Origin of the sequence: Staphylococcus ureilyticus (genome assembly GCF_002902235.1) — a bacterium.
In the GTDB taxonomy this organism is placed as follows: domain Bacteria; phylum Bacillota; class Bacilli; order Staphylococcales; family Staphylococcaceae; genus Staphylococcus; species Staphylococcus ureilyticus.
The window spans coordinates 1-12,490 of sequence record NZ_PPRL01000091.1 but is presented as its reverse complement, the minus strand read 5'-3'; the positions used below and the strand labels follow the sequence as shown (position 1 = coordinate 12,490).

Annotated in this window: 12 protein-coding genes; 5 read left to right on the top strand and 7 right to left on the bottom strand. The window is 32.1% G+C overall.

What is annotated here, in order from left to right; genetic code table 11:
* Positions 1–200 precede the first annotated feature (200 nt).
* The gene (gene rpmG, locus CD150_RS09840; protein WP_017724369.1) at positions 201–350 is read left to right on the top strand and encodes a 50S ribosomal protein L33; all 150 of its coding nucleotides are present in this window, start codon (positions 201–203) and stop codon (positions 348–350) included.
* Positions 351–701: 351 nt separating this feature from the next.
* Positions 702–950: a hypothetical protein gene (locus tag CD150_RS09835; RefSeq protein ID WP_064209005.1), complete on the top strand. Its 249-nt coding sequence runs from the start codon at positions 702–704 to the stop codon at positions 948–950.
* A 329-nt stretch (positions 951–1,279) separates the two neighbouring features.
* On the opposite strand, the gene CD150_RS09830 is transcribed toward CD150_RS09835, so the two are convergent.
* Positions 1,280–2,767, bottom strand: coding sequence for a catalase (locus tag CD150_RS09830; RefSeq protein WP_073342215.1), 1,488 nt, complete (start codon positions 2,765–2,767; stop codon positions 1,280–1,282).
* Between the two features lie 223 nt (positions 2,768–2,990).
* Here CD150_RS09830 and CD150_RS09825 point away from each other — a divergent pair, with 223 nt between their 5' ends.
* Complete coding sequence (locus CD150_RS09825; RefSeq protein ID WP_073342217.1) at positions 2,991–4,436, top strand: amino acid permease; 1,446 nt, start codon at positions 2,991–2,993, stop codon at positions 4,434–4,436.
* A 203-nt stretch (positions 4,437–4,639) separates the two neighbouring features.
* Positions 4,640–4,954, top strand: coding sequence for a hypothetical protein (locus tag CD150_RS09820; protein WP_046208573.1), 315 nt, complete (start codon positions 4,640–4,642; stop codon positions 4,952–4,954).
* Positions 4,955–5,228: 274 nt separating this feature from the next.
* Here CD150_RS09820 and CD150_RS09815 read toward each other — a convergent pair whose 3' ends face one another.
* The 4 genes from CD150_RS09815 to CD150_RS09800 are packed head-to-tail and all read right to left on the bottom strand — an operon-like array spanning position 5,229 to position 9,349.
* Entirely contained in the window at positions 5,229–6,032 is an 804-nt protein-coding gene (locus CD150_RS09815; protein ID WP_103161543.1) for a Cof-type HAD-IIB family hydrolase, read from the bottom strand.
* 53 nt (positions 6,033–6,085) lie between these two features.
* Positions 6,086–6,997, bottom strand: coding sequence for a homoserine kinase (thrB, locus tag CD150_RS09810; protein ID WP_064209008.1), 912 nt, complete (start codon positions 6,995–6,997; stop codon positions 6,086–6,088).
* Between the two features lies 1 nt (position 6,998).
* A complete protein-coding gene (gene thrC / locus CD150_RS09805; RefSeq protein WP_070037793.1) occupies positions 6,999–8,060 on the bottom strand; it encodes a threonine synthase in 1,062 nt (353 codons plus the stop codon).
* A 5-nt stretch (positions 8,061–8,065) separates the two neighbouring features.
* Positions 8,066–9,349 (bottom strand): homoserine dehydrogenase, encoded by a 1,284-nt coding sequence (locus CD150_RS09800; RefSeq protein ID WP_103161542.1) that lies wholly within the window; start codon positions 9,347–9,349, stop codon positions 8,066–8,068.
* Between the two features lie 192 nt (positions 9,350–9,541).
* On the opposite strand from CD150_RS09800, the gene CD150_RS09795 reads away from it, so the two are divergent.
* Positions 9,542–10,909, top strand: a complete 1,368-nt coding sequence (locus tag CD150_RS09795; protein ID WP_103161541.1) for an aspartate kinase — start codon at positions 9,542–9,544, stop codon at positions 10,907–10,909.
* A 96-nt stretch (positions 10,910–11,005) separates the two neighbouring features.
* On the opposite strand, the gene CD150_RS09790 is transcribed toward CD150_RS09795, so the two are convergent.
* Both CD150_RS09790 and CD150_RS09785 read right to left on the bottom strand, forming a co-directional pair.
* The gene (locus tag CD150_RS09790) at positions 11,006–11,599 is read right to left on the bottom strand and encodes a hypothetical protein (RefSeq protein WP_046208579.1); all 594 of its coding nucleotides are present in this window, start codon (positions 11,597–11,599) and stop codon (positions 11,006–11,008) included.
* Between the two features lie 111 nt (positions 11,600–11,710).
* The gene (locus tag CD150_RS09785) at positions 11,711–12,157 is read right to left on the bottom strand and encodes a DeoR/GlpR family DNA-binding transcription regulator (RefSeq protein WP_225792174.1); all 447 of its coding nucleotides are present in this window, start codon (positions 12,155–12,157) and stop codon (positions 11,711–11,713) included.
* Between the last annotated feature and the right edge of the window lie 333 nt (positions 12,158–12,490).

Here is a 12,490-nt window from a genome sequence, read left to right as displayed (position 1 = left end):
AATAATTACGTTTTGTATGATAACACATTCTACTCATTTATCAAACTAAAATAATTAAATGATTAAAATCCAAATAATGATTATCAATTTAAAATATAATTAACTATACACTTTTCAAAATTAAATCTTATTGAAATTAATAATAGAATATGGTAATATTTTAAAACGTAATGATTCCTGTTAAGAAAGAGGTGTTAACTTTGCGCGTAAATATAACATTAGCTTGTACTGAATGTGGTGATCGTAATTATATTAGCACTAAAAACAAGCGTAATAATCCAGAACGAATTGAACTTAAAAAATTCTGTCCACGATTAAATAAATACACTTTACATCGTGAAACAAAATAATTCTGTGCTTTCATTATCTTTTTAATACGACACTTCAAGCTATTTGTCTGGGGTAAGACATCTCGGACTTAGCGTAAACGTCAATTCTATTTCATTACAATAGAATTGACGTTTTTTTATTATATAGTCATTTTTTAAGTTTCAATATTCATTGAAAAAATGGTGATTTAAAAACTTTAGATACACAAATTTACTATCGCTTATTACAAATTATAATTTATTTACCAAATTTAATAGTTATTTAACAATAAAGTGTTTAATTAACACTTTTAAATAAGTTAAGCGTCTATTGATCATGGTCCCCAAGCCTTATAATGAGATCGTATATTAAAATATATGGAGGCGTTTTATATGGAAAATCGTCATATTACTGAAAATCAAAAAAAGCACATAATCAATTCAATAACGGAGAAAACAAAAGATAAAAGCGTATGTAACTGTGAACATCCAAATATTGAAATATTAGATGGACATTATTTTCTACCATTGTTAACAGCTTCTTTAGGAAATGATCCAACACCTATGATAACTTTATTGTGTAATAATTGTGGGAAAATGCATTTCTATTCACAAAACTTCTTAGGTATAAAAACACGGTAAAGATTTTTAATAACTGTGTTATAAAATTAGGTATCATTCAGTCGAACATTATGTTGTTAGCGTTAATTAAACAATTCTTTAATAGCTTACAATTCTCCAACTTTGTAAGCTATTTTTATAAATGGAACAACTTAAAAACTAAACCATACTTAATACTTCAGCACGAAATATAAAAACGGATGATTTTTTACAATATAAAGTAAAAAATCATCCGTTTAATATCATATACGCATTACAGATAACTCAAATATTTAGAATAAATGAGCTGTTTTCATATCATTCTATACGCGAATGAAACATGGTTATGCGTGTATAACAAAATACACTTATTAATCTGCAATTTCTAGGTCTACATCATTAATGTCAATGCCTAGTGCTCTCGCAACACCTTTACCATACTCGCTATCCGCTTTATAGCAGTGACGAATATGACGATGTTGTACCTCTAAAGTAGTACCTTGCATTTCATTGGCTGTATTTTCAAAAATACGTTCTTGTTGTTCTTTTGATTGTAATCTGAATAAACGACCTGGTTGTTCGAAGTAGTTATCATCGTCTTCTCTGAAATCATATTCATAAGCTTCTCCTTCAACTTTAAGCCCAGGTTTTTTAAATTCAGGTTGATCTTCAAATGAGCCATCACTATTTGGATAGTAGTGTGTACCGCCACCTTGATTATTATCAAGAATTCTCATTTGACCATCACGACTGAATGGGCAAATATTTTCAATGCCTACACCTTTAGGTTGGTTAACTGGGATTTGCCAATGGTTCACACCTAATCTATAACGTTGCGCATCACCGTATGAGAATAATCTACCTTGTAACATTCTGTCTGGAGAGAAATCTATACCAGGTACAATATTTGTTGGTGCAAAAGCAGCCTGTTCAACATCTTGGAAATAGTTATCTGGATTACGGTTAAGTTCCCATTCCCCAACTTCAATAAGTGGGTAATCGCCTTTATACCAAACTTTAGTTAAATCAAATGGATTATCTTTATGATTTCTAGCTTGTTCTTCTGTCATTACTTGTATATATAATTTCCATTTTGGATAATCTTTATTCTCAATTGCTTCAAATAAATCACGTTGTGATGATTCTCTATCATGAGCAATGATATTAGCAGCTTCATCAGGTTGTAAGTTTTCAATACCTTGTTGTGTTCTGTGATGGAATTTTACCCATACACGTTCGCCTTTGTCGTTATACATTGAGTACGTGTGTGAACCAAAGCCGTGCATATGTCTAAAGCCTTTAGGAATACCACGGTCTGACATTAAGATTGTGACTTGGTGCAATGCTTCAGGCAATGATGTCCAGAAATCCCAGTTGTTTTGTGCGCTTCTCATATTTGTTCTTGGGTCACGTTTTACAGCGTGGTTTAGACTTGCAAATAATTTTGGATCTCTAAAGAAGAATACTGGTGTGTTGTTTCCTACTAAATCCCAGTTTCCTTCATCTGTATAAAATTTCAACGCAAATCCACGGATATCACGTTCAGCATCAGCCGCACCTCTTTCACCTGCTACAGTTGAAAAACGTGCAAACATTTCCGTCTGTTTACCAACTTCAGAAAAAATGCTTGCTGATGTATATTGTGTAATATCATTTGTAACTGTAAATGTACCAAATGCACCTGAACCTTTTGCATGCATACGTCTTTCAGGTATAACTTCTCTATCAAAATGAGCCATTTGCTCTAAAAAGTACCAATCTTGCATTAATAATGGACCTCTAGGGCCTGCTGTCATACTATTTTCTCTATCTGAAACTGGTGCGCCAAATAAGCTCGTCAATTTTTTCTTGTTACTCATAATATTTCCCCCGCTTTTTCTTATTAATAATAATTATTACCTAGTACTTATTTTAATCTATAATATTTGTAAAAGCAACTCACAATACATGTATAAAATAACAATTTTCAAAATATTTGAACATTTTATGGCTTTAAAGTCATAAAAAGCATTGCTCTTAAATCATAAAACCATTAAAATGAAGAATATATTTAAAATTCAATAGACTATAGGAGACTGTATTATGGCACAAAACAATATGAATCGTGGTCTAAATTCAAGACACATTTCTATGATAGCAATTGGCGGTGCAATTGGCACAGGCTTGTTTGTAGCTACTGGAAGTGTAATATCACAAGCTGGACCAGGTGGTGCAATATTAGCTTACTTGATTATTGGTGTAATGTTATATTTCTTAATGTCTTCAATTGGTGAACTTGCTACCTTTTACCCTGTATCTGGTTCTTTTAGTTCTTATTCAACCCGTTTTGTTGATAGTTCCCTAGGCTTCACCATGGGGTGGCTATATTGGGCAATTTGGCTATTAGTTACAAGTGTTGATATTATTATTTCTTCAAGTGTAATTTATTATTGGGATTTCTTCCAATTTTTCAGCCCAGTTACTTGGAGTATTATCTTCCTTGCTATACTTTTCTTACTTAATATTTTCTCTGTAAAAGCTTTTGGTGAAACAGAGTTTTGGTTATCTCTTATCAAAGTTGCAACAATAATTATTTTCATCGTTATTGGTGTATTAACGATTATTGGTATCTTAGGTGGAAAGACATATGGTTTAGGTAACTACGTAACAGGAGAAGCTCCTTTTGTAGGAGGTATCTCTGGCTTCCTTGGTGTTTTACTTGTCGCTGGATTCTCTGTCGGCGGTACTGAAGTCGTAGCCGTAACAGCTGGAGAATCTTCAAATCCAAGTCAATCCATGCCAAAAGCAATTAAACAAGTATTTTGGAGAATATTATTGTTCTATGTTTTATCAATCGCCGTTATTTCAGCAATCATTCCTTACACAGATCCATTGTTATTAAACAAAAGTGAATCTGTCTCACAGAGTCCTTTTACAATCGTTTTTGATCGTGTAGGTATTGCATTTGCTGCATCTGTTATTAATGCTGTTATTTTAACTTCATTATTATCTGCTGCAAATTCAGGTATTTATACTACAAGTAGAATGTTGTTCTCAATGGCTGAAGATAAACAAGCACCTAGATTTTTGAGTAAATTAAATAAAACTACTAAGTTACCTTTGGTATCATTGTTCGTAACTTTTATGATCGTTTTAATAATAATTATAATCGCTCAGTTTAAATCAGATATCGTCTTTTCATTATTAAATATTATTGGTTCTTTAGTCATCGTTGTTTGGGCTTCTAGTATCGTAGCACAAATCCGACTGCGGTCTGCGATAAAAAAACAAAACAAGAACCCTGATGAAGTACTACCTTATAAAGCTCCCTTTTATCCTTTAGGGCCAATCATAGTTATCATTGCGTTATTATTCTTATTCATAGGTAATTCAATTGGTGCAATTTTAGCAGGCGACATAAGTGTCTTAATTAGAAACCTATCGCCAATGATCATTTTAGCCATCATATATTTTGTCCATAAATTATTGCGACAAACTAAAATTGTTAAACTCGAAGATATTGATTTAAAAGAACATGATTATAATTAATGAACTGCACTGCAACAGTATTTTAAGATACTTTTTGCAGTGCTTTTTTAATATTAAAAACCTTACAGTTATTTATTACCTACCTATTCTAAAATAAACCTTTATCATGAGATTTTATAATAATTAAAAACATATCATATTTTCAGATAGTCAAAATTAGGGTATAATGAAGTTAATAATTTAATGACTTAGAGGTGGAAATTATGATTGGACAAACAAACCTATTTGACGATATTTTAGAAACTGATGAACGTTTCGTTATTGTTGTACAATCACTTGAAGAAAGACATGATCAACTAATCAAACGCACATTAAGAGAGTACCCAAGTTTAGATCACTCACAAATGGAAAGTCTTTTTAGCCATCTTAAAGAACTATTTTCAGAAGAAGCATTTGAAGACAATCAATCAGCGTTTTCAATTACGGTTTATACCAATTTAAATTATGCAGCAGATAATGTCTATGCGCATGTTAAAAGACATCGAGGTAAAAATGAATGGACACATACTGCAAAATAAGTACTTACTTAAGATGAGTCTGAGATATAAAATTCTTGGACAAATGTGACGTATTTTAGTGAAACGCTTGAGGGAACAGGACAAGCTGAAGACTACAGGTTAAAGCTATCATTCAAAAGGCGAGTCAATAATAGGAAGTATTAAATAAATGAAGCACTCAGATGATATAATTCAATTCATCTGAGTGCTATTTTTAGATTTGTGCCCCACTTTCATCTATATTCAGAATGAGGTTTTTGAATAAGACTATCAATCAATGACACAATACAACATTTTAATTGAGTAAAGATTTTAGAGTATGTGGAATACCATCATTATCATTTGTTAAAGTAACTTCATCAGCAACAGCTTTGACATCATCATTTGCATTACCCATAGCAACAGCTTTACCAACTACTTTTAACATCGATATATCATTCGAACTATCACCAAAACCAATAACTTGAGATAAGTTTATATCTAATTTTTGACACAACTCGGTAATCGCATTTCCTTTTGATACGCCCTGAGCCATAAATTCTAAGAAAAACGGTTTACTTGTAGTAACATCGATATTTTCATTAAAATGACCCTCTAAATTATTTCTAATACTTGTAATATTTGGAACATAATCAATGCCCATAACTTTAGGTACATCTTGTTGAATATATGCTTTTAAATCATCTACCTGTTTCATTGGCAAGCCTGTGAGTTCTGATTCAATGTTCATATATTCATGCTCACCCTCATAGACGATATAACTATCTTGATAAGTTAAAACAAACAAGCTATGTGCTCTACAAAAATCAACAATGCTATCAAAATCAGATTTTGATACAGTACGACTCACTTCCACTTTTTCATCAGAAACGTTAACCGTTTTTCCACCATTATAACTTATGACATAACTTTTATATTGGTCTAATTTCAAATGTTTTGCTGTAGGCATCATACCATCTGTTGGTCGACCTGATGCAAGTACAACTTTATAACCTTGCGCTTGGATATTCATTAAATACTTGGCTGTTTCAGCGCTAACTTCGTTATCCGAGGTCATTAATGTATCATCCATATCCATCACTATTAATTTATATCCCATCTTATAATCTCCTTTCAACATCTACAAGACTATATTATAACAAATAAATCAAACTAATATACTACTTCAGATTCAACACCCGTGATATTGACTGTAACGAGTTCTGATCGACAATTCGTAAATTCACGTTTCAATTCTCTTACTAATTCGCCGCTTCGTTCAGGTGCAATCAAGGTTAATACAGTTGGGCCTGCACCACTAATAACAGTAGCATAAGATTTATATTGTTTTGCAATCTGTTTAATCGTTTGAAATTCTGGGATTAGATGTTGGCGATATGGTTCATGAAAACCATCTTGTTCCATCATTTTGCCTGCCAATTCATAATTCTGTTGTATTAAAGCACTAATCATCGTATTACTGATTGCACTATTTCTAACAGCGTTTTTATGCGAGAATGTTTCCGGCAAGACATTCCTTGAAAGCGTTGTACTCAATTCATTTGATGGTATTGTAATGATAATATCAGCTTTTGGTGGGTCAATATATGATACATCCGTCACTTTTGTTTCAGGATCATAATATCCTAAGACAAGCCCACCATAAATCGTGGGTGCCACATTATCAGGATGTCCTTCAAATTCAGTTGCCAACTGCAATAATTCATATTTAGAAAGCTCTATATCACCAAAATAATTCGCTATGTATAATCCACCTACGAGTGCAGAAGCAGAGGAACCTAAGCCTCTTGCTAACGGGATTTCACTTCTCATTTCAATAGATAGGGACGGTAAAGTCACATCATATTTATTGGCTACTTGCTGTGCAATTTGATAAATATAGTGTGTTTCATCTGTTGGTAATGATTCAACATTAGGGCCTATATGTTTAAATGACCATCTATTGCTATTATTGATACGCACATCAAGATACAAAAATTTATTTAATGCCATTCCAATAGAATCAAACCCGACACCTAAATTAGCAGTAGATGCCGGTATTTTTAAATGTAAGTGTACACTCATACTAAAGTGCTCCTTTAATATATTCTAAAATGCTTTCTCTATCATTTGGTAGTGGCTTAATTGGGTTATCTAATAATGAAATAGCTGTATCTGGATCTTTTAAGCCATTACCAGTCAATACTGACACTACGCGTTTACCCTTAGGTAACTTACCAGCACGATGCAACTTAATCAAACCAGCAATAGAGGCATTACTTGCAGGTTCACTAAATATACCTTCTTTTTGAGCCATCAATTGGTATGCTTCTAAAATTTCTTCGTCTGATACACTATCAATGAGGCCTTGTGATTCTTTTAGGGCATGATTAGCTTTATCCCAACTTGCTGGGTTACCAATTCTAATTGCAGTAGCTACCGTATCTGGATTCTTCACTACTTTATTTTGAACGATTGGTGATGCACCTTCAGCTTGGAACCCGTATAAATGAGGAAGTTGTGTATCATTTACGTCATGATACTCTTTAAATCCTTTCCAATATGCTGAAATATTACCAGCATTTCCAACCGGAATCGATAATATATCTGGTGCTTGGCCATTCAGCTGTTGAATTACTTCAAAAGCGCTTGTTTTTTGACCTTCAATACGATAAGGATTAACAGAGTTCACAAGCGCGATTTCACCATTTTTAGCCACTTCTTGTACAATTTCAAGCGCTTCATCAAAATTCCCTTCTATAGAAACAATTTCTGCACCGTACATAACTGCTTGTGACAATTTACCTAAAGCTATTTTCCCTTCTGGAATAACGACAATCGCTTTTAAGCCTGCTCTCGCAGCATACGCTGCTGCAGAGGCTGACGTATTACCAGTTGAAGCACAAATCACAATTTTCTTGCCTTCTTCTTTAGCTTTTGCCATTGCCATTACCATGCCTCTATCTTTAAATGAACCTGTTGGATTTGCACCTTCATACTTAACATGTAATTCAATACCAAGCATTTCAGACATATTCTCGCAATATATCAAAGGCGTATGACCTTCATTTAAACTTACTTTTGGTGTATCAGCTGTCACTGGTAAATATGCTTTAAATTCTTCTACAAGTCCTTGCCAATTTTTCATAAACATTAAACTCCTTCAACTGGGTATATTTTCTGTACTACATAGCCTGATTCTTGAATCGTTGCTATCGGTGATTCATCAATACCTATAATAACCACACCTGCAGTATGTGCATCACGTTCAGCCACTACTAATGATTTATGAACAGGTAATTCGCCTTTTAACAAGGTTTCAACTTGTTTTACATCTTCCCCATCTGTTTGGACTACAACATAATAACTTTCCTTACCTTTAATAACAATCGTATCTTCTTCATCATTCATCATTTCTTTGGTTTCTTCAGTTTTTAATTCAAAATGCGGGGGTAACGTATGTAAATTAGTATCAAAATTAAATGTTACATTTAATAAATCACTGACAACAGCACTTCCTGTTGCTAAACTACCCGCACCTTTACCATAAAACATTGTTTCTCCAACAGCGTCACCAATAACATAAATCGCATTAAACTCATCTTCAACAGACGCTAACTGATGGCTTTTAGCAATCAAAGTTGGTGCAACAGATGCATTGACCTGAGCATTTTCATATGTACCTTTACCTATCAATTTTATCTTATAGCCAAGTTTATCAGCTACTTTAATATCTGGTAGCGTAACATCGCTAATGCCATATCTATCAACTTCATCTAAATTAATTACTTGGTTAAACGATAAGTACGAGGTAATGACGACTTTTCGTGCTGCATCAACACCTTCAACATCATCAGTTGGATCCGCTTCTGCAAACCCTAGACGTTGTGCTTCTGCTAAAGCTTCTTCAAATGATGTCTCTTCTTGAGTCATCTTACTTAAAATAAAGTTAGATGTACCATTTAAAATCCCCATAAACTTACTTATATTATTAGCATTTAAACCATTGTTTATCGCATTTACAATAGGAATACCGCCTGCAACACTAGCTTCATATTTTAAAGCAACGTCATTTTCTTGCGCTAAATGTTCTAACTCTCGTAAGTTTTCAGCTAACAAATCTTTATTTGCTGTAATCACATGTTTTTGCTCACTCAATGCGCGTTTTAACCATTCTACTGTAGGTTCAACGCCTCCGAGCACTTCGACGATGATATCTATTGAGTCATCATTAAATATATCTTCTATATCTTCTGTTAAGTTATATTTTGATGTGTTAATAGGCCGTTTTCTAGACTTGTCACGTACTAATATATGTCTAATATTAATATCTTTATTCATCGTTTCTCTAATTTGTTCTCTATTTTCTTCTATTATTTTTACTACACCAGAACCTACTGTTCCTAAACCAAGTAGTGCTACATTTAATTCTTTCATGTCTTCATTCCTCCGTTTGTTTATCTAAAAAATACAATTGTACAGTTGAAAAATACTTGAATATGGTATAGTATAAATTCATTCATTATTTTTGTAAAGTCTACGTATATTTAAAACGTATATATATATTATCACTCCTGTGATAAAAACTAAACTAAATTTTCTGATTTTTTAGAAAGGTTGTATAACATTATGAAAGTAACTAAATTCGGAGGAAGCTCTGTTTCCAATGCAGAGCAAATTAAAAAAGTATTAGATATTGTTAATTCAGATGAAGCTCGTAAAATTGTAGTTGTTTCAGCTCCAGGAAAGCGCAATAAAGATGATGTAAAAACCACTGATTTATTAATTAGACTTTACGAAAAAGTAATAGAACGATTGGACTACACTTCTAAAAAAGAGGAAATTATTCAACGCTACAAGGATATTATTAATGAACTCAACATGAGCGACACACTTTTAAAAACAATTGATGAGACTTTAGAAAATTACATAGCAACATTGAGGAAAAAACCATCAAGACTACTTGATGCTCTACTTTCATGTGGCGAGGATTTTAATGCTCAAATTATTGCAGAATATAATAACAGCCAAGGCATTCCAACGCGCTACATTTCACCTGGAGAAGCTGGTATTACCGTTACAGATTTACCTCAAAATGCGCAAATCTTAAATCAATCATATGAAGCACTGTATAAATTACGGTCATTTGAAGAAAAGTTAATCATTCCAGGATTTTTTGGTATTTCAAGACAAAATTACGTGGTCACATTTCCTCGTGGTGGTTCAGATATAACAGGAGCCATAGTAGCAAGAGGTGTGAGAGCAGATTTATATGAAAACTTTACAGATGTTTCAGGCATTTTTAGAGCCAATCCTTCTATTGTTAAAAACCCTGAAGTCATAAATGAAATTACCTATCGTGAAATGCGTGAGTTGTCTTATGCTGGTTTTGGTGTATTCCATGATGAAGCGTTGCAACCATTACACAAAGATAGAATTCCTGTCGTTATAAAAAATACAAATAGACCTAATGATATAGGCACCTATATTAGACATGATAGAGAAATTGATTCAAATAGTGTTGTAAGTGGTATTAGCTGTGACAAAGATTTCACAGTATTAAATATTAAAAAATACCTTATGAATAGACAAGTTGGTTTTACACGTAAAATATTAGCTGTACTAGAAGACTATAATATTTCATTTGATCATATGCCATCAGGTATAGATAACATTAGTATCATCATGCGCTCTAAAGAGATACAAAACAAAGAGGAACAAGTACTTAATGATATACGTAAAAATTGTGATGTAGATGAGTTAAGCATTGAACATGATTTGGCAATTTTAATGGTAGTTGGTGAAGGCATGCATAGAATCGTTGGCACAGCTAGCACAATTACGCATGCACTTGCAGAATCAAACATCAACTTAAAAATGATGAACCAAGGCGCCTCAGAAATTTCTATGATGTTTGGTATCGATGTGACAGATGCAGAGAAAGCGGTCAATGCAACTTATGAATATTGTTATACTAAAAATTGTTTGAATATTTAAATAATAATTCAAAACTTTATGTCTATAAAAAAATCCTTCAAATCGTATAGACTCATTTGAAAGTTAATGAATACTATTGAATGATTTGAAGGATTTTTAAATTGCTTTTTTTTCAGATATAAGTGCTTGGTTAATACGTTCATCTCCGACTACTAAGCGTAAAATAACAAATTGATAATAACTTAATGAATCAATTACGCTTCTATAATTCGGTAATTGATGATAATCAATCGGATCTAATAATTCATACATTAACACAATTTCAGGCTTAATATAATCTACATCCCATTTGATAGAATGAAAATAAATATGCTTTTCAGGTAATCGAATATTGTGATTCCATCTGAACATCCATTCATCATTTTCTACGTCATAAACGATGATTGTCATGATTAACTCATCATTTATATAAATATTTGCGTGAGTGACATCTGCAAATTTTAACTTTGAAAAATCAGTAGTAGTATTTGTACCGTCATGTAACACAATCGTATTATCTTTAGGTATAAACTTTAAAACTTCACCTAGATATTTTCTTTCGACACTAATATCAACCTTATCGTCTAAATTAAACTCATCATGAAGAAAGAGTTGTTTTGCGACTTCACCATTATATTTAAACAGTTCAGGTACATTTTCAGTTAAATTTTTTACAACTTCTTTAATATTTTTATTATTACTAACTGCCAAATCTGTACCTCCTATCAAAAGTAAGCGTTTCCATTAATAATTATTATATTATTTGTTGTCGTATTTTTCAATGTGAAAAGCACAAAAATGTGAACTTAAACACATTTTTATTTAAAACTTGCCAATATAGCTATAGTCTTGTCGATTTTGTTGGTTCAAAATGCTCGGTCTGTTAACAATAAATAATGCTTCTGAACTATGGTATAAAGCCAACTGAATTTCAGCAATTTCTGGCAATGTTTGGTACAGCGCCTTATCTACCATGTAAGGTGCAGTTGCAAAATAATAACGAATGCGATATCTCGCAAATGTTTGGATCACTTCCGAACCAGTAATAATATGTAGTGCATTGTCTACTTTTCCATTCGGCATTATGATATTAAAATCAGTGTATCTTGCGACATATTTAATGATATCTGTTGAAAAAGTAATCACTGAAATTTTAATATTAGCATCATATAATTCGTCAAGAATTTGATAATTAACTGGATGATTATCGAATGCAATAACATCTTCATTATTTATATTTTCTATTATGTAGTTGATATATTTTTTCATAGTCGTCAATTCAATGTCCTCCAAACAGACTTTTCAATACTAAGTTTCATTGATAATATATGTATTACCCGATTTAGCACTTATTTAATAGACATATATGTTTTTTAAATCATTAATTTTTATAATAAATCAAATCGTTCCTTTATATATTAAGTAGGAATTGCTTATAATTAAAAAATATGATTATACTAATATTGAACTTATTAGTCAGTTGTATTTGTACTAATATAAATAAAAGAGTAAAATATAGTTTATTAAAAATATTTAGATTAGGATGATACCAATGTTTTTCCCGATTATTTTAGCAATAATTATTGTAATACTATTATTAGT

Excerpts from the sequence above, each read along its gene's own strand:
- CD150_RS09835 (WP_064209005.1), top strand. The coding sequence starts at position 702 with ATGGAAAATCGTCATATTACTGAAAATCAAAAAAAGCACATAATCAAT.
- CD150_RS09830 (WP_073342215.1), bottom strand. The coding sequence starts at position 2,767 with ATGAGTAACAAGAAAAAATTGACGAGCTTATTTGGCGCACCAGTTTCA.
- CD150_RS09825 (WP_073342217.1), top strand. The coding sequence starts at position 2,991 with ATGGCACAAAACAATATGAATCGTGGTCTAAATTCAAGACACATTTCT.
- CD150_RS09820 (WP_046208573.1), top strand. The coding sequence starts at position 4,640 with ATGATTGGACAAACAAACCTATTTGACGATATTTTAGAAACTGATGAA.
- CD150_RS09815 (WP_103161543.1), bottom strand. The coding sequence starts at position 6,032 with ATGGGATATAAATTAATAGTGATGGATATGGATGATACATTAATGACC.
- thrB (WP_064209008.1), bottom strand. The coding sequence starts at position 6,997 with ATGAGTGTACACTTACATTTAAAAATACCGGCATCTACTGCTAATTTA.
- thrC (WP_070037793.1), bottom strand. The coding sequence starts at position 8,060 with ATGAAAAATTGGCAAGGACTTGTAGAAGAATTTAAAGCATATTTACCA.
- CD150_RS09800 (WP_103161542.1), bottom strand. The coding sequence starts at position 9,349 with ATGAAAGAATTAAATGTAGCACTACTTGGTTTAGGAACAGTAGGTTCT.
- CD150_RS09795 (WP_103161541.1), top strand. The coding sequence starts at position 9,542 with ATGAAAGTAACTAAATTCGGAGGAAGCTCTGTTTCCAATGCAGAGCAA.
- CD150_RS09785 (WP_225792174.1), bottom strand. The coding sequence starts at position 12,157 with ATGAAAAAATATATCAACTACATAATAGAAAATATAAATAATGAAGAT.